A 25,966-nucleotide genomic window follows, 5' to 3' on the forward strand; every position below is an offset into this window, starting at 1 on the left:
GCTCCCCCAATCACTGCCTGCCGTTCACCTGCCGTTGAAACGCTGGACAAGGCCGGTTCCCCGATCGGCCCAAAATCCAATCGCACCGGAAGGCACGTCTTGAAGCCGTTCATCAATCCGTCCAAGAAACCACCAGGCCGGCCGCTGGGCATCGCGGCAGGCGCCCTGGTCCTGGCCACCGCGGGCACCCTGCTTTCCTCCAGCGCGGGGGCGGCCCCCACCCAGGCCGACTGGGATGCAACTGCCTACCGCGGTGCCGTCGAGGTCGTTGCGCCGACCGGCACCAACAACCAGGAAAAGCTCAACGGGGTCGTCTTTGACGACAAGAACGAGAATTCCCGGCACGACGGCAACGAGCCCGGCCTGAACGGCGTGAGCGTGTCCAACGGACGCGAGATCGCCACAACCGATTCAAACGGCCGCTACGAACTTCCGGCATTCGACAACATGACGGTGTTCGTCACCCAGCCGCGCGGCTACCAGGTCCCTGTCGACGAGGACAACATCGCCCAGTTCTTCTACAACCACCTGCCCGAAGGCTCCCCGGCGCTGAAGTTCGGCGGCATCGCCCCGACCGGCGCCCTGCCGGACGCGGTCAACTTCCCGCTGGCCCAAAGCACGCTGACCCAGTCGCCCGAGCAGCACTGCGCCATTGGCGCAGACATCCAGACCTACAACCAGAAGGAGGTCGAGTACGCCCGCAACGGCGTATTCGCGGATCTCGCCGCGCGCGAGGACTACGCCGGTTGCGGCGCCCTGTTCATCGGCGACGTGGTGGGCGACGACCTCTCTGTCTTCACCCAGACCCGCGAGCTGACCTCCATGCTCAACGGGCCGGCACGATTCCTGCCCGGCAACCACGACCTGGACTTCGACGCGCTTGACGGCGAACACGAGTTCGACTCCTTCCGCGCCCAGTTCGGGCCGGAGTACTACTCCTACGACTCCGGCAAGGCGCACGTCGTGGCGCTGAGCAACATCGAGTACCCGACGAAGGTGCCGGCAAAGAAGAGCAACTACACCTACGGCCTCGGCGAGCGCCAGCTCGACTGGCTGCGCGCCGACATCGCACAGGTCCCGAAGAACAAGGTCATCGTGTTGGCGGGCCACAGCCCGCTGCTCGAGTTCTACTACAGCGACTCGCACACCGTGAAGCAGCTGAAGGAGATCTACGAGATCCTCGAGGACCGCGAGGTCGTCTCGCTGGGCGGGCACACGCACATGGCGGAGAACCTGCGCGAGGGTGACTTGATGGCCGGGTGGCGCGACGAGGTCGGCGAGGCGGGCCTGCCGTTCACGCACTTGACCGTTCCCGCGGTGTCGGGCCACTGGTACGGCGGCCGGGTCCTCGACGGAGGCTATCCGACGTCCGTCCAGCGCGACGGCACCCCACCAGGCGTGCTGACCCTCGACATCAAGAACACGGAGGTCACCGAGCGTTTCACTATCCGAGGCGGCGATGGGGCCCGGCAGATGTCCGTGGGCCTGAACACGGCGAAGTACCGCGCTTGGTACGAGGAGAACATCGACCTGCCGCGCGGTTCCGCTCCCGAGCTGGAGGAACCGCTGTTGGTGTCGCAGGACGATCTTGCCGGCCAGGCCTGGCTGACCGCCAATTTCTGGATGGGCAGCACCGGCTCCTCCGTCGAGGTCAAGGTCGACGGCGGCCAACCCGTCGCGGCCGTGCGCACCCAGCAGATGAGTGGAGAGACCCCGCGCATCGGCGCCGAGTATTCCGACCCCGCGGCCATCCAGGAGCAGTTCGTCCACGGCGGCGGACTCGCCGACCGCTCCATGCACCTGTGGCGTCTCGAGCTGCCCGCGGATCTCGCGCCCGGGGAGCACACCGCGGAGTTCACCGCCACCGACATGCACGGCCGTGAATTCACCGAAACCCTGGCCTTCCAGGTCACCGAGTAACACCCGGTTTCACTGATTGAACGCACCGGCGGTGCGTCGCGGCTTTCGGGCAGCGGCGCACCGCCGTCGTTTTTGCCACTTAGTCCTTGGTGCACCGGGCCGCCGGATGCCGCTTCGACGCTTGCTGCAAGAACAGGCCTTAGTTGGCTTGCGTATTTGCCAGCATGAATTCGCGGGCTTCGCGAACCTGTTCTTCGGTGGGCGTCAGGCCGGTGTAGAGAACAAACTGCTCCACGGCCTGCAGCGTTGCAACGTCGGCTCCGGTCACTACCGGCTTCCCCGCAATGCGTGCCGCGCGGATGAGAGGCGTCTGAACCGGCATGGCAACGACGTCGAACACCACCTGCGAAGCCGTGACCTGTTCCAGCGAGAACGGCATCCGGTCCGCGTCCCCGCCACCGGCCATGCCGATAGGGGTGGCGTTGACCAGCAGTTCCGCACCGTCCTCGGCTTCCGGCGCCCACTTGAAGCCATACGCCTGAGCCAAAATGCGGCCGGCCGATTCATTGCGGGCAACCACCACGACGTCGTCGAACCCCGCGTCCCGCAGTGCTGCCACCACTGCCTTGGCCATTCCCCCGGACCCACGGACCGCGGTTCGCAGCGAAGGGGAAACGTTGCGGGTTTTCAGCAATTCAAGCACTGCCGCATAGTCGGTGTTGTGGGCCGTGAGGACACCGTTGTCATTGACGATGGTGTTCACTGAATCGATGGCCGCGGCGGAAGCGGCCACATGGTCGACGAGGGGAATCACCGCTTCCTTGTAGGGCATGGAAACAGCGGCACCACGTATGCCAAGACCGCGGACGCCGGCGATGGCCTGGGCCAAGTCGGTGGGGGCGAACGCCTTGTAGATCCAGTTCAGGCCCAGCTGCCCGTATAGGTGGTTGTGGAACAGGGTCCCGTTGTTGCTGGGCCGCGCTGCGAGCGAAATGCACAGCGTCATGTCCTTGTTCAATATCGGCATGCTTCAGTCTAATCCGGCGGCCGCGGCCCAATATCGCTGCGCACGACTCGTCGGCCAACGTGGCGCCATTGGGGTCGGCGTTGCCGCCGAGGGAAACGAACCCGCCGGATCTAGGCTTCCCTCCCGGCAAGTCCTATACTCATTCCAAGTTGCGGGCCATCCTCGGGAACGGTTGCCCTGCCCATCGATTGGGGAATGTCGTGCGTACTTGGGAAAAACGGCTCATAGCACTGGCCGCCACAGTACTTTTGGCGGGTTGTTCACAACCGACCGCGCCCTCTCCCTCTCCCTCGCTCTCTCCCGGGCCGGACCCGACGGTCCCCGGTGGTCCTCTCATTCCATCTGCCGATTATGACCTCACGGACCACGAAATCGGATTCATAATGGAGGATTTGAAGCTTTGGTGCACTCTAAGCACCCGGGGCAGAGAAGTCCCTGATGCAGTACAGCAGCAAGTGCAAAAGGACATTGGTGAAACCGCCTTTGTCCAAGGCTCCGGCATTTCCTGCGACCACATCCCCGCCGTTGGCGCGCGTGAACTCTCGAAGGGAGAGGAAACGGCTTTCATCGCATCCAATCCCAAATGCGAACAGGATGCGATTCCGGGGTTCGTGACGCTACGCGGGGAAACCACCTACGGCGACTGCGTGGGCGATGTGCCGATCCGCCTCCTCATCGACATTGGCAAGGCCGAACCCCCAAAGTACAAAGCCCTTGCCGCCGGATCGGCCATCGAACACGGTGGCATTATCTGCGTTGGGGGTTCGTCTGGACTAACCTGCGCCAATATTGCAACGGGGCACGGCTTCTTCATCTCACCCAATACCCGACACATCTGGTAGAGGCGAGGCAGTCGGGCGCGACGGGTGGCCAAGGAGGGCTACCGCCCGGGCATCCAGCCCATGCAGTAGTCCAGGTTCGCAATCACGGTGCGCACGGCGGCCTCGCCGTCACCGGCCTCGATCGCGTCCAGCAGGTCTTCGTGGCCGGTCGCCAGACAGCCGTCAAAGCCGGCTTCGAGCCGCTGGACCATCTTGGTCCCATGGAAGACATCCCCGAAGCTTTCGTAAAGTTCGTGCAGCAGAGTATTGCCGGAGGCCTCGGCCACGCGCAGGTGGAATTCCCAATCCGCCGTCGACCAGGCCTCGTAGTCGGCGGCTTCCCAGGCCTCGCGCCGTCGGACCAGCAATGCGCTAAGCACGGCGATTACGGCGGGGTCGGCCGAGCCGGCGGCGAGACGGGCGGCCTGCGTGTCCAGGGCAAAGCGCACCTGGAGTACGTCCTCGTCCGCGTGTTCGCGGTAAACCCGCTGCGCTGTGCCGCTGATTTCACTGGTGGCACGCACATAGGTCCCGTCCCCGCGGAGGACCTCGAACAGGCCGGCGTGCGCGAGCGCCTTGACCGCCTCGCGCAGGGTGCCACGGGACACTCCCAGCTCGGCCACGAGTTCGGGTTCGGACGGGATCTTCTCGCCCACGCCCCAGCGCCCCGAAGCGACGGCCTCGCGCAGCCTTGCAACAACCTCGTCTGCCAACGGCGGCCGCAAACCGGGCACGCTCACGCCTGCACCTCCGCCGGGACGACCTTCTTTCGGCCGATTCCGCCCAGCCGGTAGCCCAGGACGAACTGCACCAGGGCGACACCGACGAGGATCACCAGGGGAACCGTCCAGGAATCAAGAACGCCCTGCAACAGGCCGAGGCCGAACGGGCCGGCGGCGGCGACCAGGTATCCGACGGACTGGGCCAGGGTCGACAGCGCCGTGGTTTCGGCGGCGCTTTCGCCGCTGCGGCTGATCATCAGCATCAACAGCGGGAAGATGCCCAGGCCCAGGCCGGTGAGCACCGCGGGAATGGCCGCGAGCCCGGCCGGGAGCAGCAGCAGGGTCGTGAAGCCGGCGACGGCGCACCCACAGGTCAGGATGAAGGCTGCGCGCAGCAGTCTCGGCTTCGAGGCCATCCACAAGAGGAACAGCACCGTCGGGATGCTCACCGCCTGCACGAGTCCGAGCATGAAGCCCGCGGTGGCCGGGTCCGATCCGCGCGAGATGAGGATGCTCGGCAACCAGCTCAGCAGCGTATAGACCAGCAGCGCCTGCACTGCGAAGATCGAGGTGAACAACAGGCCCTTGCGGGTGGCCAACATGGGCCACGGGGAGACGTGGGGTCCGGCGGGTCCGGAAGCGCGGCTTCCCCTGATGGCCAGCGGCAGGAAGACCAGCAGCGCGAGTGCCGCCGGGATCGCCCAGGCGGCCAGCCCCAGCGTTGGCGAACCCAATTGCGCTGCCACCGGGACGCTCAGTGCCGCGGCGGTGGTCGCGCCCACCGACATGGTCACGCTGTAGGTGGCGGTCATGGCCGCGGTCCTGTGCGCGTGGTACTCGCGGATGAAGGAAGGCATGGCCACGTTGCAGATGGCCAGCCCGCTCATGCCGAAGACCGTGCCGGCCAGCACCAGCCAAGTGGATTCGAAGGCGCGCACGGCCAGTCCCAGGGTGAGCAGCAGCAGCGCGATTCCGATGGCCCTTTCAAGTCCCGTGTGCTTGACCAGCCAGGCGGTCCCCGCACCGGCAAAAGCGAAACACAACACCGGGATGGTCGGCAGCAGCGAAGCCACAAGCGTGCCGTAACCCAGCAGTTCCTCAAGGTCGTGGAAGAGCGGTCCCGCTGAGGAAATTCCCGCCCGCAAGTTCAAGCCCACCAGGACCACTGCCGCCACGGTCAACGCTCCGATGACCCAGCGATTTCGCCTCGCGGGGACAGCTCCGGCCACCGGCGCACCAACGGCCGACTCGATGTCCGCCATTTCGCCGGCGATTTCGCCGATCGCTTGCGGATGGCGGGGTGGTTGCCGGGTCGTCTCTGAGCTCATAGTTAAACATTAGACGTCTGATGTTTGTTACGGTGAATTTCGTGGCCTTTCCCACGACCCGGCACCGACTGCCGGGGCTCCGATAGGCTGGTTCCAGGACCCGGGCGCCAATCGGCCACCACGTCCAAAGAGCCCGAAGGAGTCCACCACGCACCGCAGCCCAGCATCGCGCACGGCACTCCCGTGGGTCATCGCCGGCATCGTGGTCGTGGCATTGAGCCTGCGGGCGCCGATCATCGCGCCCACTGCGGTGATCCCCGACATCACGGCCGACACCGGGCTCAGCGCGGTCGGGGCCGGGTTGCTCACCGGACTGCCGGTCCTGCTCTTCGCGCTCGCCACCCCGCTGGCGACGCGCAGCATCCGCCGCTTCGGCCCGGAGGCAACCATCATCCTGTGCCTGGCCGGCGTGCTGGCCGGGACCGTCATCCGCTCGCTCGGACCGGCCTGGGTGGTCCTGGCCGGAACCATACTGATCGGTGCGGCCATGACCCTGGGGAACATCGCCGTCCCCGTGCTGATCCGCCGGGATGTGCCCTGGAACCGCATTTCCGCCGCCACCGGCGCCTACTCGGCCACCATGAACATCGGTTCCATGGCCACGTTGCTGGGCACCGCACCGCTGGCGGCCGTTGTTGGCTGGCGCTGGGCGATCGCGGCGTGGGGCGTGGTGACCGCCGCCGGTCTCGCCTATTGGCTACTGCGGCAACGGCATGCGCGCAACTCGACATTGGAATCCACGGTGGAGCCGGTCCGCGCACCGGCGGTACCGGCGATTTCGGATGGTCCCGGCGCCGTGGCCGCCACGGCTCGCGCAGCCATTGATCGGACCCGCTTCCGCAGGGTCGTAGCCCTGCTGGTTCTCGCCTTTTGCGGACAGTCCGCCGCCTATTACGCCACGACCGCCTGGCTGCCCCTGATGCTTTCCGACACGCGCGGACTTGCGCCGGCCACCTCCGGCGCAACGGCTTCGCTGTTCCAGATCGCCGCGGTCATCGGCGCTTTCGGTGTGCCCCTGTTGGCTGCGCGAACGAAGCTCTGGATCGCGACGGGAGTCATCGCGCTGTTCTGGGTCTCCCTCCCGATCGGCCTGTTGGCGGCCCCGGAGGCGTTCGTGCTCTGGTCCATCATCGGCGGGATCGCCCAGGGCGGCGGGTTCACGGCCATCTTCTCGATCATCCCCCGCGTGGCCCACAACAACGCCGACACTGCCACCGCTTCCGCCCGCATCCAGGCCGGCGGCTATCTCGCCGCCACCTTTGCCCCGCCACTTGCCGGCTGGCTCAACGGTTCCACCGGCAGCTGGACCTTGCCCCTGTTCCTGGTTCTTGCGGCAACCCTGGCCTTCACTATCGGGTCGCTGCTGGCCGCGCGGCTTGCCGAACGGCGCTGACCCCAAGGCGCATGTCGCCACACCACACCGCGTCCAATCGCTTCCGAGATCACTGCTGACGGGCGTTCAGTCGAAACCCAGAATGCTACCGGTAGATTCAAGGAATAATTCTCATTGCCAGGACTAGTTCCCGCCCGCGGCGTTGGATTCCAGCACGACGGCGGTGAAGCGACGCTCCAGCTCCACGCCCGAAACCACTTCGCGCTCCACGCGGAAGGACGTTTCCGGAATGTCAAGGACCAAAGCGATCAGGCTGCGGGTGTAGCCGGAGATCTTGCGGGACTTCCTCGTGGCGGTGACTTGGTCGATCTCTGGAACCCAGATGTTCCACCAACCACCTTGTTTTCCGACGACGGACTGGAACACTCGCGGATCAGGCATATGCTGTTCTACTTTCATGGGTGCGTCTGCCACGCATCCAGCTGGGTTTCCGACCCGGTGAGCCGCAATAGACGGTTCACCGCTTGTTTCAATGTTCCTTCATCGATGGCGGTTGGGACAAGGCCGGCGCTGAACCCGCCCCCCGTCGCCGCCCTGAGGAATAGGAAGCACCGCCTACATGTTGGCAACGGGTGTGAAGAACATCGGATTCCTGTCATTCGGCCATTGGACCGACCACCCGCAGTCCGGCACGCGCAGCGCGTCGGACTCGCTGCTGCAGGCCATCGATCTCGCGGTCGCGGCCGAAGAGCTCGGCGCGGACGGCGCGTACTTCCGCGTCCACCACTTCGCCCAGCAACACGCCTCCCCGTTCCCGCTGCTCGCCGCAATCGGCGCGCGGACCAGCCGCATCGAGATCGGCACCGGCGTGATCGACATGCGCTACGAGAACCCGCTCTACATGGCCGAGGATGCCGGCGCGGCCGATCTCATCTCCGGTGGCCGGTTGCAGCTGGGCATCAGCCGTGGTTCACCCGAGCAGGTCATCGACGGGTGGCGTCACTTCGGCTTCTCCCCTGCAGAGGGCGAGTCTGACTCCGAGATGGGCCGCCGGCACACCGAGCGCCTGCTCGAGGTGCTCACCGGCGACGGCTTCGCGGAGCCGAGCCCGAACCCGATGTTCCCCAATCCGCCGGGCCTGCTGCGCGTGGAGCCGCACTCCGAGGGCCTGCGCGAGCGCATCTGGTGGGGCTCCGGCTCCAACGCCACGGCCGTCTGGGCGGCAAAGCTCGGCATGAACCTGCAAAGTTCCACGCTCAAGGACGACGAGTCCGGCAAGCCCTTCCACGTCCAGCAGGCCGAGCAGATCGAGCTCTACCGGCAGACCTGGAAGGAAGCCGGGCACCCGCGGGAGCCGCGCGTCTCGGTCAGCCGCAGCATCTTTGCGCTGACTGACGAACGCGACTGGCAGTACTTCGGCCGCGACCGCTACAGCTCCGACCAGGTGGGCAACATCGATGCCAAGACCCGCGCGGTCTTCGGCAAGTCCTACGCCGGGGAACCCGACGAGCTGGCCAAGAAGCTGGCCGAGGACGAGGCGATCGCCGCCTCAGACACCCTGCTGCTCACTGTCCCGAACCAGCTCGGCGTCGAGTACAACGCGCACGTCATCGAATCGATCCTGACGCACGTGGCGCCTTTGCTCGGCTGGCGCTGATCCCAGGCCAATCCAAGGCCGTTTCCGTGTTCCCACCCAGGAGCACGGAGACGGCGTTGCCTGCCAAACCGGCATTGCGTGCCAAGGAAACCGCTGGCCCCAAGGTGCGCGGATGGGCATTGTCGATCGCATGGCCACTGGATTGACGCCTTAACCTGCGGACCGACAACAGCGTTGGTTGGCCGTGGGGGCGTGGCCAAGAAAATTCCTATTCCATTGGAACGGGAATAAGCTTTCGCCGGCAGCCGCCAGCCTGCATCCCGAAGATTCGGGGGAAACGTTCGATGGAACGACTTGCGATTGCTTCGAATTAAAATTGCTCACCTAGGATGAATTCATGAACGAAGTCCCCCGCAGCCTGGGTGGCCGGCAGTGCCTCGAAAGGCTGTGGTTGCTGACCAATGTCGCTCGTATGCACCACGGGCAGAGCATGCGTCAACCGACGATCGCTTCGACGCCTGGCATGTCCCAGTCCAGGGTGTCCATGTCGCTCAAGGAGGCGGCGGGCGTCGCTCCGTTCCCCGCGTCATCGGTACCGCCGACGGCTCCCGGAAGCTTATGGCGATATCCGGGGCCGTGCGTGGCGGTTGGATCAACATCCTGATCACGGATCTCGCGATGGTCCGCGCGCTGCTCGACGAATATGTCCCTAACTGAGAACAACCAGCATTTTTCGAATCTAAAAATCTGACACAGGAGAACCATGAGCAAGCAGCTGCACGTCGCATTCATCAAGGCCAGCTGGCATTCCGACATAGTGGACCAGAGCCTGATCGGATTCAATCAGGACATGGAAGCATCGGGCCAGTCCCACACGATCCATGTCGTTACCGTGCCCGGAGCCTTCGAGATGCCGCTGCAGGCCAAGCGTCTGGCCGATTCGGGCAAGTACGACGCCGTTGTCGCGGCGGCGCTCGTTGTCGATGGCGGAATCTACCGGCATGATTTCGTCGCCCAGGCAGTGGTCGAAGGCCTCATGCGCGTGCAGCTTGACACGAACGTGCCGACATTCTCCGTGAGTCTGACACCGCACCATTTCCACTCCACACCCGACCACGAAAAGTTCTACTTCGAGCATTTCTTGAAAAAAGGCGCCGAAGCCGCTCGCGCAGTACGTGCCATCGCAGAACTCGCAGTCTAGTATTGGCGGCCCGAATCTCTTCAATAGCAAGGTAGGGTCGGACGCTTTGCGTGGAACGACGAAGCAAATCGCTCAGGATCCGCCGCCGCCGTCACTCAGGGCGTTTGCGCCAGCGCATATGTTTGGGTTCCGAATCCAACGCGACCGCCGTCTAGGCCGCAAAATTGGGCATGAACTCGCAAGGCTCGACGATCATAGGACGACGAGTCCGGCAAGTCCTACGCAGGGGAACCCGACGAGTTGGCTGGCGCTGATCCCGCAGGCACGGCCAGCTCCTTTGAAGCCCGGTTCCCGAGCCGGGACGGCTGCCCGCATAAGTTTGCGCCGCCGCACTTCGCGATTCGACACACTCTCCCACGGCATCCATATGTCCTAGCCAGATGGCCATTGCTGTTGCACAATCAGGCATGCACACAATTACGGACGAGCACCAGGGCCGGGACACATTGCGCTATGTAAGGCTGATGTTGCTGGTCATTCCGCTGCTGCTGCTGGTCGCCATCGTCGTCTACGGAATCTTGACGGGAACGATCGAGGATTCCATCAGTTCCTACTACCTTGGCCCCGCCAGGGACCTGTTCGTGGCGATGCTGGTGGCCATCGGCGTGCTGTTGGTGGTCTACAAGGGTCCCCCGCTGGAGGACTACGCGCTGAACCTCGCCGGCTTCTACGCGATGTTCGTTGCCCTCGTCCCCACCAAGCTGGGCGAGACGCTTGAGAACCTCGATGCCGCCGGAGCACAAAAGCTGGTCCATTCCATCCAGGTCTCCGTGCTGGCGCTGCTCGTCGTGGCCACGGCCTTCGTCTGGCTCGATTTCAAGACCATGAACTGGGCTCCGCGGACCCTGCTGCAGAGCACGTGGACCCGCGTGCTGACCGTTGCAAGCTCCGTACTACTGGTTGGGTTCCTGGTGCTGCTGGTCTGGCGGACGATTGAGGGCACGGAGTTTGCCGGCGTCCATGTGGCGGCCGCGCTGCTGCTTATCAGCAGCATGGGCATCGCGATCGCCAGCCATCTGGGCAGTGGCCGGCTCAGCGCCACCGACACCAGCGGCGGGCGGGCACCCCACTACGCCGGGCTGTTGGTCCTGATGCTTTTGGGCGTCGTTGCGTGGCTGGTCCTGACGGCCATCGGGGTCAAGCAGGCCCTCTTCCTGGTCGAATGGTACGAGATCGCGCTCTTTGTCTACTTCTGGTATCTCGAGACCAAACGGACCTGGAACCCGGAGCCTGCGCTGCGCACCGGCCGCGGGCGGCACACGGCGACATGACGTCGGGGCCACCTCCCCAAGGGAAGCGGCCCCGACGTCGTACCGGATTCCTGGGTGCCGGATGGCACCGAATTGTTGCTCCGCGGACGGAGTTACTTCGCGGCCGGCTCCTTCAGCTCCGCCTCGTCGACGACGACGCTGGCGTTGAACGACGCGGCGGTCATGCGCTCCTGGGCGACCTTGGCCGCGTGCATCGCACGCAGTTCGGCGTGCTGCGGCTTGCTGCGCAGGATCACGTAGCCGATTCCGACAGCCACGAACCAGATCGGGGTGAAGAGCAGTGCGGCCATGGTGTCGGCCTGGGTGGTCAGCGCCCAGAGGATGAATCCGAAGAAGGCCAGGACCACGTAGGGCATAAAGGTTCCGCCGGGCATCTTGAACTTGCTGGCCGCGTGCAGCTGCGGGCGGCGCTTGCGGTAGACCAGGTAGCTGATCAGGATAATCGACCAGACGAACATGAAGCACAGTGCCGAAATGGTGGTGACCAGGGTGAAGGCCTCGGCCACGCCGCCCTCGGCGTAGAGCAGTGCCACGCCGGCGAGCAGGAACATGCAGGAGAACAGCAGTGCATTGCGCGGGACCTTGGTCCTCGAGAGCTTGGCGAAGCCCTTGGGTGCGTCGCCTTCCTCTGCCAGGCCGTGGATCATGCGAGAGGTCGAGTAGATCCCGGAGTTCGCGCTGGAGGTGGCCGAGGTCAGCACCACGAAGTTGATGATGCCGGCGGCGCCCACCAGGCCGGCCATGGCGAACATGCCCACGAACGGGGATTCCTCGGCGCTGAACAGCTTCCATGGCTGGACGGCCATGAGGATGACCAGCGCACCAACGTAGAAGAAGAGGATGCGGATCGGGATGGAGTTGATCGCCTTGGGCAGGGTCTTTTCCGGGTCCTTGGTCTCGGCGGCGGTGGTGCCCACCAGCTCGATGCCGACGAACGCGAACACTGCGATCTGGAAGCCGGCGACGAAGCCCATGAAGCCGGTCGGGAACATCCCGCCGTCGTTCCAGAGGTTTGCGAAGGAGGCGGTGGCGCCGTTGTTCTCGAAGCCGGTGATGATCATGACCAGGCCGACGACGATCAGTGCGCCGATGGCGACGATCTTGACCAAGGCGAACCAGAACTCGGTCTCGCCGAAGTTCTTCACGCTCGGCAGGTTCAGGGCCACCAGCAGCAGGATGCAGACCACGGCCGGAATCCAGAGCGGCAGGTCCTTCCACCAGTACGCCACGTAGTGGGAGATCGCCACGACGTCGGCGATGCCTGTGACCACCCAGCAGAACCAGTACGTCCAGCCGGTGAAGAATGCCGCCCAGGGGCCCAGAATGTCCCCGGCGAAGTCGGAGAAGTTCTTGTAATTGGTGTTGCTCAGCAGCAGTTCGCCCATCGCACGCATCACGAAGAAGAGCATGAAGCCGATAATCATGTATACGAAGATCACGGAGGGGCCGGCGACCGCAATGGTCTTGCCGGAGCCCATGAACAGGCCAGTGCCGATGGCACCGCCGATCGCGATCAGCTGGATGTGGCGGTTGGAGAGCCCGCGCTCGAGGTTGGGTGCGGAACTGTTGTTGCTCATGCTGTTGCCTTCCAAGTGGATGGTGGTGCTTCGGTGACGCGCCATGGTGATTCCCTAGTGCCCGTCGCCGAGTGGGGCCAAGTCTTCGGTCGCGTGTGTCGCGTCGTTCTCCGCGGCGCTCATTCCCAGGCCGTTGCGCTTGCAGGAGAGCACATCGTCGCGAGTGGCAAACTCCTGATCCCGCAAGGCAGGATCGAGAAGCTGGCCGGAAGGCGCGTCGAGGGGCAACCGGGCAGTGGCGTGGGTGGTGAGCGTCATGGGGGAACTCCCGAATCGTGCACGGACGGTGCCGTGCTGTTCTTGGTTCCTCCCCAATCTGTTTACTGACCTGAGAGTTTCCATCCCTGCCCGCAATGGGTGGGGGACTTGCTCCTTCGGTGAGCACGAAACTTCGTCGTGCTTCTTTCCAGATTCGCCTCTTCGTGGCGGTACGGGGGCCTGAGAGTTTCCTGGGGAGGAATTGCTCCTACGGCGCCCGCCCATGGTTTGGGCGGGACTCTCCCGCCACGTGTCGACGGCGATTTTCTTGTGACTGCTGTCACAATCTACGCGAAAGTTTTCCCGTGACGCAAACCGCACAACATTTCATTACAGCGCAGGGTCGAAAAATGTCATTCTGATGTGGAGCGGATCCGCCAACGGGGATTCGTCATCCTCGTGGGCGAGGCGGTGGGTGCGGTCCTCGAGGGATTCCTTGATGGCTGCGTCCTGCACAACGGCGGGCTCGGGTGCTGCGGGGGGCTTGGTCTGCGTCATGGGTGCCACGCTAGCAACCCGGATTGCCCAGCGGTTTTCGTCGCTGTTTCCACCCTGTAACGGTCATCCAGTCCGTGTTTCGTGCGGGTTTCACACGACGACTGCCATCGAGAAGTCCGGTTTCACGTCGGCGGACGCAAAAGGACCAGCTGCGGTTAACGCCAGCTCCGCCCCCTCCGGCCGGCAGCCGGAACCTTGTGCTGCCTGTCTGCCGCGTCCGAAACGCCATCGTGGCCTTGCCTGCTCAGTTGCCCAGGGCAGCGTCCAGGTCCCGCAGGAGGTCATCGGTCGTTTCCAGCCCGACGGACAGACGCACGACTCCATCGCCGAGCCCGATCGCGGCGCGCCCCTGCGGACCCATGGCGCGGTGGGTGGTGGTCGCCGGATGGGTGATCAGGGACTTGGCATCGCCGAGATTGTTGGAGATGTCAACCAGCCTCAGGCCGTTGAGCAGTCGGAATGCCGCTTCCTTGGCCGGGCCGCGGCCCGGGTCCAGTTCGAACGTCACGACCGTGCCGCCGCCGCTCAGCTGGCTTCGAGCCAGGTCGTATTGCGGATGCGATTCAAGGAATGGATAGATGACACGGCTTACGCCCGGCTGGTCCTCGAGCCAGCCGGCAATCTTCAACGCCGAAGCCACCGAGTAGTCGACGCGCAGTTTCATGGTCTCCAGGCCCTTGAGCAGGGTCCAGGCGTTGAACGGGCTCAGTGCGGGACCGGTGTGCCGCATCAAGTTCCGGACCGGTCCGTCGATGAAATCCTTGCGTCCCAGGACCGCGCCGCCGAGGACCCGGCCCTGCCCGTCCATGTGCTTGGTTCCGGAATACACCACGACATCGGCGCCCAGCTCCGTCGCCCGCTGCAGCAGCGGCGTGGCGAAGACGTTGTCCACCACGACCTGCGCCCCCGCGTCGTGCGCCAGCTGAACGACGGCGCGGATGTCCACCAGCTCCTGGAGCGGGTTCGAGGGGGATTCGAAGAAGACCGCGGTGGCCGGAGTGGCGAGCGCCCGTTCCCATTGCGCGAGGTCGTGACCGTCCACGAACACGGTTTCCACACCCCAGCGTGGCAGGATCTCGTTCAGCACCACAAAGCAGGAACCGAAGAGGCTCCGGGACGCAACTACGCGGTCCCCGGCCGCCAGCAGCGCGCCCAGTGCGGTGAAGACCGCGGACATGCCGCTGGCCGTGGCGAAGCAGGCTTCGGCACCCTCGATGAGCCGCAGCTTCTCCTGGAAAGCGGCGACCGTCGGATTGCCGTAACGGGAATAGACGAAGCGCTCGACCTCGCCATTAAAGGAGGCCTCCGCAGCCTCCGCCGAATCGAAGACATACCCCGAAGTCAGGAACAGCGCCTCCGAGGTCTCCTGGAAATGCGTGCGGTCGATGCCGCCACGCACCAAAGCGGTCTGCGCGCCCCATACCTGGTCTGGTGCCTCCGCGTTGCCCGCGGACGGGCTGTGTGCCGACGCGTCGGACCCTGGACCATGCTGGAAATCTGACATGGGGATTCATTCCTTCGTTTCGGAAGCGGTCAGGGATTCGAGCGGGAACATGCGTTCGCGGAAATCATGCCTCCCTCGATGGCTTGGCGCAGGTCATCCGGAATGGGCACAGAGCCGACCGGAACCGACCGTCCCGGGAACATCGTTCGCGAGGCAGCTCCCATCGCACGGAACGAATAAGCCATTCCTTCAGTTGCTGCGGATTCATCGAGCCAGGCCATTCGGCCACGCCTGGATGTTCTGCGCTACCGACGGTACGGGAGGTACGACGGAATCCAATGGGAGTTCTTCATCTCCGGAAATGTCCGGAACCTGGCGACACATAAGTCACGGAAATAGCGCTCCGGAGCCGCCAGAGCACAACATTCCGTCACACCCAGGACATTCCCTTGACATCGGCCTCACGTAGTTGACGAGAAGGCTCCGCGACCACTGCGTGCCGCGGCACTGGGCACCTTCGGATCAACGACTGCAGCCCTCCATCGGCGCCAAGCGCCCTTAAACGCGGCGGCCGCCCCACAAAAACGGGGGCGGCCGCCGCATATTTTCGCTTTCGACTACTTGGTGGCCCAGAGTCCGGCTTCGTCGTCGAAGGAAATCGTCTCGGTCACGCGGATCTTTGCATCGGTGACGGCTTCGGCGGGAACGTCGAAGACCACCTGGTAGGAGCCCTTGCCACCCTTGGTCAGGGTTGGCACGTCCATTACTGACTTAGACACGGATGCCCCCGCACTGGTGGTGTCGTAGATACGTGCATCGGCGCCCACGAGTTCTGGATTCAGATCGATCCAGGCGTCGCCCTCATCCTCGCCGTTGTACACGACGGAGAGGTCCACGAGGACGTACTGGCCTTCGGCCTTGTCGTTGAATTGGTTTGCCTTGGCAATCACCTTACCGGCCTCCAGGTTTACGGCGCTCACGTTCACCGAGTATTCGCCAATGGTGGTCGCTTCGCCCAGCTTCAGGACCTGCGCCTCATCCGCGGCCTGCTCGATAACTTCTGCGGGTGCCGCCACCTCGCCGTCGGCCGAATCCTCGATGGCAGCTGAGACGCTGTCAAGCGCCTTGCCGTATGCGGACTGGGTGACGAAGACCAGGACAATGGCCACGATTGCGATGATGCTCGATGCGACGCCCAGGCCCTTGCTGCCGCGCCGCTTGGTTGCCACGACCAGCGAAATGATGCCGAGCACCAACGCCACGAAGCCGAGGAAAGCGGCGAAGTTGTTGATGATCGGCACCCAGGACAGCAGCAGCGCGACGATCGCAACAACCAGTGCGGCAATACCCAGGCCCTTCCCTGCGTTCGATTTCGGAGCCGGTACCTGCGCCTGAGGTGCAGGGGCGAGCGGATTTCCAACAGACATGATTCCCCCATGTGGTTGCGGCGCCGGCGAGGCGCCAAGGTGTCGAACATGCTCTGGGCGCACGGCCCAAGGCAATGGTCGGGACCATTAGTTGATCCATCAACTACCATACCGGCAGACCCCGACGGTTTGGGCAGTGGGCCTCAAGGCGTCGCTGTGTTATTGAGGATTGATATCAATAACATAGGGTTCTGACATGCAATCCGGGACCTGTTGGGTCCCGGATTCCAGTTACCCCGAACTCCATGCCATCGGCAGGGCTCGAGAACGCGCCCGAGACTCCGCTGTTGGAGTAAAGGACCCGTAGCGCCTCGTGCAGTCCGTGTCGGCGTTCGAGCGGATCCGACCCCGCGGTGCGCAGCGGCTCGGCCTCCTCCAGAGCGTCCCAAAAACCCTCGGTGGGCATGGAAGGCGGAGGCACGATGAACCAGCAATGGGCCAGCGGGTCGGGCGGGCAGGTGAGACCGGCGTCGTTCAGGAAAGCGGAGATCGGGTTGCCGGCGGAATCCGCAGTCGGATCAAGCCGGTTTTCGCGCGGCAGGCGGTACACGACGTGCGGCACGCCGAGCTCCAGTATTCCTGCGACGGCGAGGAAACCAAAGCCGCTGCGGGGCACCTCAACCGCACCGGGCGGCGGGTCGGCCACGGGGACGGAGTCCCAGTCGATGGTTGGCATCGTTCCTCCTTGTTCGGCGAACGGGGGAAATGGCGCCCGCGAAGCCAGACTAGTCGACGCCGGTGGGCCGCGGTAGGGCCGTCGAGACGACCATGGCCATTCGTTCGAGGGTGAACGGCCGGACGGCCAAGGATGGCTCAGATCCGTCCGGCCACGACTCCGGCGAGCTCGAGCCAGGCACGCTCGCGGTTCTCCCGCAGCAGCTTCGCCTGCTCCGGCGAGGTCCCCAGAAGGACGCGGGCCAGGCGACTGCGCCGCGGGGCGGCGTGGGCAGCTGCCCGTGTTGTTCGCTTTCGGGCCACGTGGCGCGCCTTGCCGGGGTTGACGATGGCTGGATGGTCGGTGAATACCTCGGTTGAAATGCTCATGCATCAAGCCTGAAACCACCGGGGCCGCACGACCACCATTCGGCTATTTCCGAATCCTTACGCCGACCCCGTTGCAGGCCTAGACTGTCTTGCATGCGGATCAGCTTGACCTCGGAGGACCTGACCCGGGTGCGGTTCACCGTCTCGCCCCTATGGGAAACGGTCACCAGCGTCCGCGCCCTCCAGTTAGGCACCCGGATGCACCGCCCTTGGATCAGCGACGCCACCACGCGCATACTCGCCTCCCGCGATCCGCGGAAACAGGACCACTTGCGGCTGCTGACCACCTTGATCCGCCCCACCGGGTATATCGCCGATTCATTGACCCCCACTCCCCTGCGGCAGGACACCTTCGAGGCGGGGCTCGCCGCGGTCGGCGCCGTCCCGCCGGAATTGTGGGTCCGCGACCTCGACTACCTGTTCTCCGCAGGACTGGAGGAGAGCCGGGTGAGGGAGGTGCGGGCGATCCTCGAGGACACGGAATCCGGGATACCCCGTGTGGTTGCTGCCCTGCGCTGGTACTGGCAAACCGCGGTCGAACCGTTTTGGCCGCGGCTGCGGGCCATGCTTCTGGCCGACCTGGACTACCGACTGGCTTTGCTGGCCGAACACGGCATCCACCAGGTCTTCAACACCCTGCACCCCAACGTCCGGCTGACCGGGGACGGCATTGAGGTCACCGCCCATTGCGACGGTTCGCACCATGCGGCCCCGGGCAATGGGCTGATCCTTGTTCCCAGCGCCTTCGTCTGGCCACGCACCCTGGTCCTGGACGTGGACCCGTTTGTCCCCACGCTGACCTATGCCCCGCGCGGCGTCGGCCGGCTGTGGGAAAACACCCGGGAGGTCAAGGACTCCCCGGTGGCCCAGTTGCTGGGGCACACCCGGGCGCAGATCCTGGCCCAGCTCGACTTGCCCATGACCACCACGCAATTGGCCTGCGCCCTGGAGCTGGCGGCGGGAACCGTCAACGGGCACCTGAAGGTGATGGCGGCCTCGGGCCTGACCGACACCATCCGCGCGGGCCGCGAGGTCTACTACCGGCGTGCCGACCTGGGAGAGGACCTGCTGGCCCGCGCTTAACGCCGCGGCAGCGCGCGTTATTGTCCCCGATGCTGGGTAGGGTCGGGGCATGATTGATTTCAACAATGCCTCCGTGTTCAAGCTCAGCCCGTGCAACCCGGAAGACGTGGCGGGGGAAATCACGCCCCTCTTTGTCCAGGGCGAGGAGCTGCTCGCCGCGTTCAAGGGTGCGCGCGACTACATAGTCTTCACCAACAAGCGGCTCATCGCGGTGAACATCCAGGGCCTGACGGGCAAGAAGCGCGATTACACGTCATTGCCGTATTCCAAGATCCAGGCATTCTCCGTGGAGACCGCAAGCACCTTCGACCTCGATGCCGAGCTGGACCTGTGGTTCAGCGGCCTGGGCAAGGTCCGCCTTGAATTCAAGGGCAAGGTCGATGTGCGTGCGCTCTCGCAACTCATCGGCTCCTACGTCCTGTAGTGCCGCAACTCGCGGGCGCCCGGCGAGGAGTCCTACGTCCCGACCGGACGCGGCCGGTCGTGCCTGCTCAGCGAGATTGGCGCCGGATGAGCCGCGTGCCGGTCTTGACCAGCATCAGGACCAGCAGCAGGATCCCCACGTAGCCGTTGATGACATAGACGATGTTGACCATCTGGGAGAAGGGCAGGACCAGGCCGATGACGGTCCCGGCGACAGCCAGCGCGATGGTCAGGTACTTGAAGCGGGGCGTCTTGTCGGCGAAGAACCGTGAGGAGACTGTCCACAGCAGCGGAACCGCCGTCGTGTAGATGCCGGTGAGGACCATGACTGAGACCCCGGCGGCGAGCACGGGGCTCACGTCATTGGCCAGCACCAGCATCGGGATCTCGGTGCCGCCGACCTTGGCGATGTTGGCTAGGAGGCCGAGCCCGACGACGATGCAGGCCACCGAGAAGACGATTGCCCCAATCATTCCACCGGCGGCCGCTTCCTTGCGGTTCCGCGCGGTCTTGCCAAGCGCCGTCAAGAAGGCGGCAAGCCAAAGCATGGAGAATCCGACATAGGACAGTCCCGACATGAACCAGTTCGTGGACGCCTGGGTCAGTTCGAGCGCCGGCAGCAGGGCGTTGCCCGCGGCGATTCCCTCCGGGTTGCGGAAGATGCCGAGCAGTCCAAGGGCGATCGCGACCACGACGATCACCGGGCCGATCTTGCCGATGACGTCGACCAGCGACTTGAGCCCGAACCAGACGCTGATGCCGACGACCACCGCCAATCCGATGCCGCCGGCGTAGCGCGAGAGCCCATAGTGCTCCTCGAAGACGGCGCCCGCTCCGGCAACCATCACCGTGAAGCTCAGGAAGACGAACAGGATCGAGAAGAAGTCGAAGAACGTTCCCAGGTGCTTGCCGCAGTAGTAGTGGAAGATCAGCGAGGGACGCTCGAACTTCTTTGCCTGGCCGACGGTGAAGAACTCGACAGCAACATAGGTCATGAGGACCAACACCAGGAGTCCGGTGCCGAAGACGCCCCAGTACCCGTACGCGGTGAAGTACTGCAGGATTTCCTGTCCGGTGGCGAATCCGGAACCGATCAGGAAAGCGACGATGGCGCCTGCGTAGGTGAGAATGCGCAGGAAGCTCGCCTTCTCGGTCGTCGCCAGGTGCGCCGTGGTTGGGACCTTCAGTGCCATGGTGGTCTCTTCTCCCTCGGTTCCACGACGCCGCTGGGAGCACGTCGTACCTTGATATATCAATCCTCAAGGAACGATATGTTTGATATGTGACCCAGTCAACATTCACATTGAATGTGACACACCCCCCCCCACGTCGGGCGGCCGGCGGTCCAGCTACCAGGCGTCGCGCGGGCTTAGCCGTGCCGCAGCCATCGAGGCACCCAGGATGATGGTGCGCATGAAGCGCTCCGCGGCCTCGATGAGCAGGCGCTCCCCGTCCTCCACCGCTTCCTCCAAGGTCATCGGGATCGGGACAATCGAGGCGATGGCGTCGATCCCGATGTCGTGGACGTCCCGGCAGCCCTTGCCCAGCGTCCCGGCCAGCGCCACCACGGGAACGCCGTGCATCGCTGCCCGGCGCGCGACCTCCGCGGGAACCTTGCCCCTGGGCGTCTGGAAGTCGATGGCGCCTTCGGCGGTGATGACCAGGTCGGCCCCGCGCAGCAGCCCGTCCAGGTCGATCCCGGCCAGACCGGAATCCAGGATCGCCTCGAAGCGCGGCATCAGCACCGCCCCGACGGCGGCCAACCCGGCGCCGAGCCCGCCCGAGGCGCCGGTGCCCGGCGCGTTCGCGAAATCGGTGGCGCGGGCGGACTCCAGCGAATCGCGGCGCAACACCGCGGCCCAGTGTTCGAACCCGGCGGACATGGCCTCGACCTGCGCGGGCGTGGCTCCCTTTTGCGGGCCGAAGACGCGGGCCACACCGCGCGGACCGGTGAGCACGTTGTGCTGGTTCAGCGCGAGCGTGATCGACACGGTGCCCGCGGCGATGGCCGGGTGCAGCGAGCCCATGTCGATCCTGTCGACGCGCGCCAGGTGGTTGCCGCCGGCCGGGACTATGCGCCCTGCGGCGTCAAGGATCCGCGCGCCGAGTGCCGCCAGCGCGCCCATGCCGCCGTCGGAGGTCCCGGAGTCGCCGCACCCGACGAGCACCTTCTCGGCACCGGCGTCGATGGCAGCGGCGATGAGCTCGCCGACCCCGTGGCTCGTGGTGGTTCCGGGATCGCGCTGGTCCCGCGGAACCAGCCGAAGCCCGGCCGCGGCGGCCATTTCGACCACTGCGGTGCCGGTGGCCTCGCCGCCGAGCATGGCGTAGTGGGAGTCGACCGGTTCCCCCACGGGGCCGGTGACCCGGGCAGGGACCAGCCTGCCGCCGGTGGCGCAGGCGAGGGTCTCGGCGGTGCCTTCGCCGCCGTCGGCGATGGGAACGGCCTTGACCACCGCGCCGGGCAGCGCGCGGCGGACACCGGCGCCGATGGCCTGGGCGACGGCTGCCGCGTCGAGGGATTCCTTGAATCCGGAGGGGGCAACCAGGATGCGGCGGGGCAGGGCGTTGGACATGATGGTGGTTCCTTAACTTTTGGGGGTGTTGTCGTTTATGGCATGGGCGGTGCGGACTTTCCGGTCCGCAACCCGTGGGGGGGTGGTCAGAGGAAGAGCGGCATGCCCATCGCGGGCCAGATCCAGAGCGCGAAGACCAGCACCAGGGCGACCATGACCGGGGCCAGCACTGTGCTGAGCCGCAGCAGGTCCGCGGGCTTGTAGGTCTCCACGCCCTCGATGTCGGAGAAGAGGTTGACGGGTTTCGCGCTGCTGGTCAGTGTGTGGCAGAAGCCGGCCGCGGCGGTGGAGGCGAAGGCGATCGCCACGGCGTTCACTCCAAGGCCGGGGGCCAGTGAGACGACCAGCGGGATCAGCACCGCCGAGCGGGCCGAGCGCGACTGGATGACCAGGTGCGCGGCTGCGGACATGACGACCACCAGCACGGTGAACACCCACGGGGCCGCGGCTCCCAGCCCGTCGACCGGGCCCAGCACGCTGAGCGCCAGCCATTGCGCGGCACCGGTCCCGACCAGGGCGGTGCCCAGGGTCAGGGTGGCGGCCATGAAGATGAGCATCGACCACGGCACCGCCTTCAGTGCCTTAGCCAGGCCCACGGAGCCGAAGCCCGGGCTGGCCACGAGCAGGGAGCCGAGCAGTGCGACGATGGCGGGGTGCAGGTGGTGCAGCGGTTCGGTGCACCAAAGCACCACCACCGCGCAGATCAGCAGGGCTGCCCTTGACTGGCCGACGGTCAGCGGCCCGGTCAGCGGCACCGGGGAGTGTTCCTGCAGCTGCTCGATGCCCACCGCCAGCGGCAGGCGCCGGTCCCCGGGCCGGGTGAAGAGCCACAGCACCAACTCGGCGCACAGGTGCGAGGAGACGAAGGCCAGCGGCAGGCCGTAGAGCAACCACCCGGCAAAGGAGAAGCCCTCGTATCCGGAGGCGGTGAGGATCTGGCTGGTGATCAGGTGAGCCCCGGCACCCAGGTAGGAGGCCACAGCGGAGAGCAGGATGACCGAAGGGAAGACCAGCGACAGCGCCAGCACCACCCGACGGCGCTCCTGCAGGGCCCGGGCCAACGCGATGAACACCGGGATGGCCAGGGCCGCCCGGCCGGAGGTGGAGGGCACCGCGAACGCGGTGGCGACCAACACCCCGGTCGTCAGGTGCACCAGTTGGCGGGGGCTGCGGGCACCTGCGACGATGTAGGCCGCTGCCCGGGTGGCCAGGCCCGTGGCCGTGATCCCGGCCGCGATCACGAACGCCGCCAGCAGCAGCCAGATGGTGTCCTCCCCCAGCGAGGAGAAAAGCTGGTCTTCGGGCAGCACTCCCATCAGCACCAGCACCAGTGCGGCGCCGAGGGCCACGTAGGTGTCACCGACCGGCGAGAAGATCCACAGCCAGATGGCGACGGCGAAGACCGCGAGCGTCAGTGCGCCCTGGGCCGACAGCGCCGACGGGGTCCCGGCAGCCTGGCCGAAGGCGCTTGTGGCACACCAGATCAAGAACGCCGCCAGCAGCGTCGCGGCGAGAAGGGCCGCGATGCGCCGGCGGTTCTCGCGTGGGCGCTTGGGACGGGGGGCCGGGGAAAGTGCCGCCGGCGCCGGGGCTTGCGTTGCATAGCGGAAACGGGCGGGCGTGGCGGTTTCCGTCTCGGCGGTGTTCATGATTCCTCCCCGAGGGTGGTGGCGAGCCTGTCTGCGAACGCGTCGTCCTGGCCGCTGGCGGGTGCCAGTGCCTCGAGCGGCACCGAGAGCCCGAAACGGGTTCCGGAGCCGTCCCCGGATTCGACCCAGGCGGTGCCCTGGTGCGCCTCGGCCACCGCCTTGACCACGGCAAGGCCCAGGCCCATTCCGGGGTCGCTGCCCTCGGCGCTGCGGTAGCTTTCAAGTAGCGCCCGGGCACGCTCGGGATCCAGCGGCGGGCCCGGATTGGCCACCCAGAAGCTGGCGGCGCCGTCGGCGACAGCGGAACCGATGCGGATGGTGTCGCCCGGTTTGGTGTGGGCAACGGCGTTCTCGATGAGTTGGCGCACCGCATCGGCGATGCGGTTCCGGTCCAGCCACGCGTCGGCGTTGCCGGTCGCCTCGATGCGGAAGTGCCGTTCGGGGTGGGTGCCGGGCAGGGATGCCTCGGCGGCGACATCGGCCGTCACCCCGCCAACCGAGACGCGGACGGGCTTCACAAAGCCTGGGTTCCCGCTTTGGGCCAGCACATCGAGGTCCGCTAGCGTGCGTCCCATCCGGGCGATCAGCCTTTGGGCACCGCAGGCGATGCGGGCGCGTTCGGCACCCGGCAGGTCCTCGTCGACCAGTTCGTGCAGGGCCGCGGCGACCCGGCGTTGGGGGTCGTTGAGGTGCTCGCGGGCCTCGGCGATGAAGTGGCGCTGTGCCAGGTGAGAGGCCTCGACCCGGTCAAGCATCGCGTTGAGCGTCTCGGCCAGCTGGGCCAGATCGTCCCTGCCCTCCACCGGGATGCGTGCCGAGAGGTCGTGGGCGGTGATGGATTCGGCGGTTTCCCGCACGGTCCGGATCGGGCGGGTGATCTGCCGGGCCACCAGCCAGGCGATCCCGGCGGTCAGTGCCAGTCCTCCCGCCGCCACTCCGAAGAGCATGACCGCCTGCCGGTTGGCCTCCTCCTGCGCGGCCCCGGTGAACTGCGCGACCACCAGGTGTGCCTGCCTTTCCGGCGGCGTGCCTGCGGGTTCACCGGCGGCGACGGCCTCGGCCTTGCCCCAGCGCACCGTTCCGTGGGCGCTCTCATAGACGCCGGCGGTCTTGGGGTCGCGGAGGATCCGTTCGACCAAGGCGGCGTCGCCCACCAAGATGCTGCCGTCATCGTCGGCCACGCCCCGCGCGGCCAGCACTGTCCCGCCAGCCACGCCGACGATCTCCTCGCCGGCCAGCGGCTGCTGCCGGGCGAGATAGCGCTCCATCAGTGCGCCCATCGAGGTGAAGGGCAGGGCCGTCCTGGGGTCACGTCCCTCGGCGGCGAAGGTGCGGAACTCCTCGATCTCCTGCACGACGCCCACGTTGGCGGCCTCCGCGACCTGTCCGGACATGACGGAGCGCATCGTCACCGTCACAGCGAGCAGAGCCAGGGCGGTGGTCAGCACGATCCAGCCCACTATGCGCCAGCGCGCCGACACGGCCGAGCCCTGGCGCTCATGGGTTTCAGTCCTGGTCATGGTCGCGCTCCTTGGAAGGGGCCTGCGCCGAAGGTCCCGACGGCGACGCAAGCTCAACCACGATGGGGTGCTGGTGCGGCAACGGCGGGTTGGCGGTATTGGCCAGCATTTGGCTGGCGGTCGCCAGTCCGGCCGGAATGGCCAGGACGACGAGCAGGAGAAGTATGCGGCGAATCATGTTCCCAACACTAGAAATGCCTTGTGAGAGGAGAATGATGGGTCAGTGAGAGGCAAATGAGAGCCCTGCGGGAGCTTTCGTGGGGACGCCCGGCAACCCACACGCGTCCAGGGGCCCGCTAATCGGGGGCCAGTGCCATTCACAGACAACGCACAGGCCGGTGCAGGCATCGATTCGCGTGGCCTCGTCGTTGAACCCAGTAGCGAACCCAGCCAATCAACCGACGGAGACTATTGCTTTTGACGCCCGCCGCCACGACCACGGCTACCGCCACGCTTCCGGATCCGCGGCATGACGATATCCCATCGGTAGTGCCGTCGCGCGCCCGGACCGTCGTGTTGCTCGGGATCGATGGAGCAGGCAAGACCACCGTCGGGACAACGCTGGTGGCCGAACTCCGGGAAGCGGGCACGCCGGCCCAACTCCTGCGCAATCCGGCCGGACGCCGTTGGATGTCGCGTGTGGCAGAACGATTCGGAACCGCTTTGACTCCGGTTTGGGCTAACCGGCTGGAATCTGTCGTGCGCCTTGTCAACGTTCTGCTCGCCCACGCGCGAGCCTCGGGCTTCGCCGGCACCACCGTCATGGATCGACACGTGGCGTGCCAGCTGGTCCTGCGTTCAGTCCGCGGACTGCCCCAGGGGGTGCTGCTGCCATGGCTGCTTTCCCGCCTGCCGCAGCCGGACGCGATGATCCTGATTGATGTTCCCGCCGGCATTGCCCACGCCCGCATCGTTGCGCGCGGGGAGGACAGCGAAACGCTTTCCTACTTGCAGTCGGCGCGAGAGGCATACCTGGAGATTGCGTTGGCCAGAGGCTGGCACATCATCGACGGTTCCGGCACTCCGCAGCAGGTAGCTGCCAAAACGCGACGGGCCGCGACTAGCAACGATTGACCACGGCGCTCGGCACCATCTGTGCCATGGTTCCCGGCCGGCTGAGCGGCACGCCCCCCGCTCCTGGCCTATTGCGATCCTTCGGCGCGCACTTCCACAGATCGCCGATTCTTGTCGACCCTCAAATATCCCTTCCTTCTTCTACGGTTGCCGCCGATGCGGAGGCCACTTTCGCTTTTGTTGCTCGAATACATGTGGGGACGGCCACAAATTTAGATTTCGCGAAGAAGTGC

The 25,966-nt window shown here is 65.7% G+C and carries 26 protein-coding genes and 1 riboswitch; of the genes, 10 read left to right on the plus strand and 16 right to left on the minus strand.

The window, feature by feature from the left end:
• Positions 1–99: 99 nt before the first annotated feature.
• Positions 100–1,920: a calcineurin-like phosphoesterase C-terminal domain-containing protein gene (locus ACIPUB_RS03755; protein ID WP_407606138.1), complete on the plus strand. Its 1,821-nt coding sequence runs from the start codon at positions 100–102 to the stop codon at positions 1,918–1,920.
• A gap of 139 nt (positions 1,921–2,059) precedes the next feature.
• Here ACIPUB_RS03755 and ACIPUB_RS03760 read toward each other — a convergent pair whose 3' ends face one another.
• A complete protein-coding gene (locus ACIPUB_RS03760) occupies positions 2,060–2,887 on the minus strand; it encodes a shikimate 5-dehydrogenase (protein ID WP_407606139.1) in 828 nt (275 codons plus the stop codon).
• Between the two features lie 383 nt (positions 2,888–3,270).
• Between ACIPUB_RS03760 and ACIPUB_RS03765 the strand changes: the two genes are divergently transcribed.
• The gene (locus ACIPUB_RS03765) at positions 3,271–3,729 is read left to right on the plus strand and encodes a hypothetical protein (RefSeq protein ID WP_407606140.1); all 459 of its coding nucleotides are present in this window, start codon (positions 3,271–3,273) and stop codon (positions 3,727–3,729) included.
• Between the two features lie 38 nt (positions 3,730–3,767).
• On the opposite strand, the gene ACIPUB_RS03770 is transcribed toward ACIPUB_RS03765, so the two are convergent.
• Together ACIPUB_RS03770 and ACIPUB_RS03775 are read right to left on the minus strand one after the other, a co-directional pair.
• On the minus strand, positions 3,768–4,448 hold the full coding sequence (locus ACIPUB_RS03770; RefSeq protein ID WP_407606141.1) for a FadR/GntR family transcriptional regulator: 681 nt from the start codon (positions 4,446–4,448) through the stop codon (positions 3,768–3,770).
• Positions 4,445–5,758: a CynX/NimT family MFS transporter gene (locus ACIPUB_RS03775; protein ID WP_407606142.1), complete on the minus strand. Its 1,314-nt coding sequence runs from the start codon at positions 5,756–5,758 to the stop codon at positions 4,445–4,447. Before ACIPUB_RS03775 ends, ACIPUB_RS03770 begins: the two co-directional genes overlap by 4 nt.
• Positions 5,759–5,966: 208 nt before the next feature.
• Here ACIPUB_RS03775 and ACIPUB_RS03780 point away from each other — a divergent pair, with 208 nt between their 5' ends.
• Positions 5,967–7,151, plus strand: coding sequence for a CynX/NimT family MFS transporter (locus ACIPUB_RS03780; protein WP_407606143.1), 1,185 nt, complete (start codon positions 5,967–5,969; stop codon positions 7,149–7,151).
• Positions 7,152–7,274: 123 nt separating this feature from the next.
• Here the strand turns inward: ACIPUB_RS03780 and ACIPUB_RS03785 are convergent, their stop codons facing one another.
• Entirely contained in the window at positions 7,275–7,532 is a 258-nt protein-coding gene (locus ACIPUB_RS03785; RefSeq protein WP_407606144.1) for a hypothetical protein, read from the minus strand.
• A gap of 178 nt (positions 7,533–7,710) precedes the next feature.
• On the opposite strand from ACIPUB_RS03785, the gene ACIPUB_RS03790 reads away from it, so the two are divergent.
• The 4 genes from ACIPUB_RS03790 to ACIPUB_RS03805 all read left to right on the plus strand — a co-directional run bounded on the left by ACIPUB_RS03790 (position 7,711) and on the right by ACIPUB_RS03805 (position 11,160).
• Positions 7,711–8,748: an LLM class flavin-dependent oxidoreductase gene (locus ACIPUB_RS03790; RefSeq protein ID WP_407606145.1), complete on the plus strand. Its 1,038-nt coding sequence runs from the start codon at positions 7,711–7,713 to the stop codon at positions 8,746–8,748.
• A 558-nt stretch (positions 8,749–9,306) separates the two neighbouring features.
• Positions 9,307–9,405: a hypothetical protein gene (locus ACIPUB_RS03795; RefSeq protein WP_407606146.1), complete on the plus strand. Its 99-nt coding sequence runs from the start codon at positions 9,307–9,309 to the stop codon at positions 9,403–9,405.
• Between the two features lie 46 nt (positions 9,406–9,451).
• Positions 9,452–9,889: a 6,7-dimethyl-8-ribityllumazine synthase gene (locus ACIPUB_RS03800; protein WP_407606147.1), complete on the plus strand. Its 438-nt coding sequence runs from the start codon at positions 9,452–9,454 to the stop codon at positions 9,887–9,889.
• Between the two features lie 407 nt (positions 9,890–10,296).
• Positions 10,297–11,160, plus strand: a complete 864-nt coding sequence (locus ACIPUB_RS03805) for a hypothetical protein (RefSeq protein WP_407606148.1) — start codon at positions 10,297–10,299, stop codon at positions 11,158–11,160.
• A gap of 92 nt (positions 11,161–11,252) precedes the next feature.
• On the opposite strand, the gene cycA is transcribed toward ACIPUB_RS03805, so the two are convergent.
• From cycA to ACIPUB_RS03840, 7 genes are all read right to left on the minus strand, one after another.
• On the minus strand, positions 11,253–12,737 hold the full coding sequence (gene cycA, locus ACIPUB_RS03810; RefSeq protein ID WP_407606149.1) for a D-serine/D-alanine/glycine transporter: 1,485 nt from the start codon (positions 12,735–12,737) through the stop codon (positions 11,253–11,255).
• A gap of 54 nt (positions 12,738–12,791) precedes the next feature.
• Complete coding sequence (locus tag ACIPUB_RS03815; protein WP_407606150.1) at positions 12,792–12,995, minus strand: hypothetical protein; 204 nt, start codon at positions 12,993–12,995, stop codon at positions 12,792–12,794.
• A 158-nt stretch (positions 12,996–13,153) separates the two neighbouring features.
• Positions 13,154–13,251, minus strand: a riboswitch (glycine riboswitch).
• A gap of 74 nt (positions 13,252–13,325) precedes the next feature.
• The gene (locus ACIPUB_RS03820; protein ID WP_407606151.1) at positions 13,326–13,493 is read right to left on the minus strand and encodes a hypothetical protein; all 168 of its coding nucleotides are present in this window, start codon (positions 13,491–13,493) and stop codon (positions 13,326–13,328) included.
• Between the two features lie 244 nt (positions 13,494–13,737).
• Positions 13,738–14,997 carry an O-succinylhomoserine sulfhydrylase gene (locus tag ACIPUB_RS03825; protein WP_407606152.1) on the minus strand — a complete coding sequence of 420 codons (1,260 nt, stop codon included), beginning with the start codon at positions 14,995–14,997 and terminating at the stop codon, positions 13,738–13,740.
• 557 nt (positions 14,998–15,554) lie between these two features.
• Positions 15,555–16,364: a DUF4352 domain-containing protein gene (locus tag ACIPUB_RS03830; protein WP_407606153.1), complete on the minus strand. Its 810-nt coding sequence runs from the start codon at positions 16,362–16,364 to the stop codon at positions 15,555–15,557.
• 175 nt (positions 16,365–16,539) lie between these two features.
• A complete protein-coding gene (locus ACIPUB_RS03835) occupies positions 16,540–17,040 on the minus strand; it encodes a hypothetical protein (RefSeq protein ID WP_407606154.1) in 501 nt (166 codons plus the stop codon).
• Between the two features lie 137 nt (positions 17,041–17,177).
• Entirely contained in the window at positions 17,178–17,408 is a 231-nt protein-coding gene (locus ACIPUB_RS03840; protein ID WP_407606155.1) for a hypothetical protein, read from the minus strand.
• Positions 17,409–17,501: 93 nt separating this feature from the next.
• On the opposite strand from ACIPUB_RS03840, the gene ACIPUB_RS03845 reads away from it, so the two are divergent.
• Both ACIPUB_RS03845 and ACIPUB_RS03850 read left to right on the plus strand, forming a co-directional pair.
• Positions 17,502–18,491, plus strand: a complete 990-nt coding sequence (locus ACIPUB_RS03845) for a hypothetical protein (protein WP_407606156.1) — start codon at positions 17,502–17,504, stop codon at positions 18,489–18,491.
• 49 nt (positions 18,492–18,540) lie between these two features.
• Positions 18,541–18,915: a PH domain-containing protein gene (locus ACIPUB_RS03850; RefSeq protein ID WP_407606157.1), complete on the plus strand. Its 375-nt coding sequence runs from the start codon at positions 18,541–18,543 to the stop codon at positions 18,913–18,915.
• A 67-nt stretch (positions 18,916–18,982) separates the two neighbouring features.
• Here the strand turns inward: ACIPUB_RS03850 and ACIPUB_RS03855 are convergent, their stop codons facing one another.
• From ACIPUB_RS03855 to ACIPUB_RS03875, 5 genes are all read right to left on the minus strand, one after another.
• Positions 18,983–20,107 (minus strand): hypothetical protein, encoded by a 1,125-nt coding sequence (locus ACIPUB_RS03855; protein WP_407606158.1) that lies wholly within the window; start codon positions 20,105–20,107, stop codon positions 18,983–18,985.
• Between the two features lie 156 nt (positions 20,108–20,263).
• Entirely contained in the window at positions 20,264–21,490 is a 1,227-nt protein-coding gene (locus ACIPUB_RS03860; RefSeq protein ID WP_407606159.1) for a glycerate kinase, read from the minus strand.
• 86 nt (positions 21,491–21,576) lie between these two features.
• Positions 21,577–23,139 (minus strand): SLC13 family permease, encoded by a 1,563-nt coding sequence (locus ACIPUB_RS03865; protein ID WP_407606160.1) that lies wholly within the window; start codon positions 23,137–23,139, stop codon positions 21,577–21,579.
• Positions 23,136–24,659, minus strand: a complete 1,524-nt coding sequence (locus tag ACIPUB_RS03870; RefSeq protein ID WP_407606161.1) for an ATP-binding protein — start codon at positions 24,657–24,659, stop codon at positions 23,136–23,138. The genes ACIPUB_RS03865 and ACIPUB_RS03870 overlap by 4 nt, the downstream gene beginning before the upstream one ends.
• Complete coding sequence (locus ACIPUB_RS03875; RefSeq protein ID WP_407606162.1) at positions 24,646–24,837, minus strand: hypothetical protein; 192 nt, start codon at positions 24,835–24,837, stop codon at positions 24,646–24,648. Before ACIPUB_RS03875 ends, ACIPUB_RS03870 begins: the two co-directional genes overlap by 14 nt.
• A gap of 239 nt (positions 24,838–25,076) precedes the next feature.
• Between ACIPUB_RS03875 and ACIPUB_RS03880 the strand changes: the two genes are divergently transcribed.
• Positions 25,077–25,733, plus strand: coding sequence for a dTMP kinase (locus ACIPUB_RS03880; protein WP_407606163.1), 657 nt, complete (start codon positions 25,077–25,079; stop codon positions 25,731–25,733).
• The last annotated feature ends 233 nt before the right edge of the window (positions 25,734–25,966 follow it).

Origin of the sequence: Paeniglutamicibacter sp. ORCA_105, from assembly GCF_045798545.1 — a bacterium.
Taxonomy (GTDB): Bacteria; Actinomycetota; Actinomycetes; order Actinomycetales; family Micrococcaceae; genus Paeniglutamicibacter; species Paeniglutamicibacter sulfureus.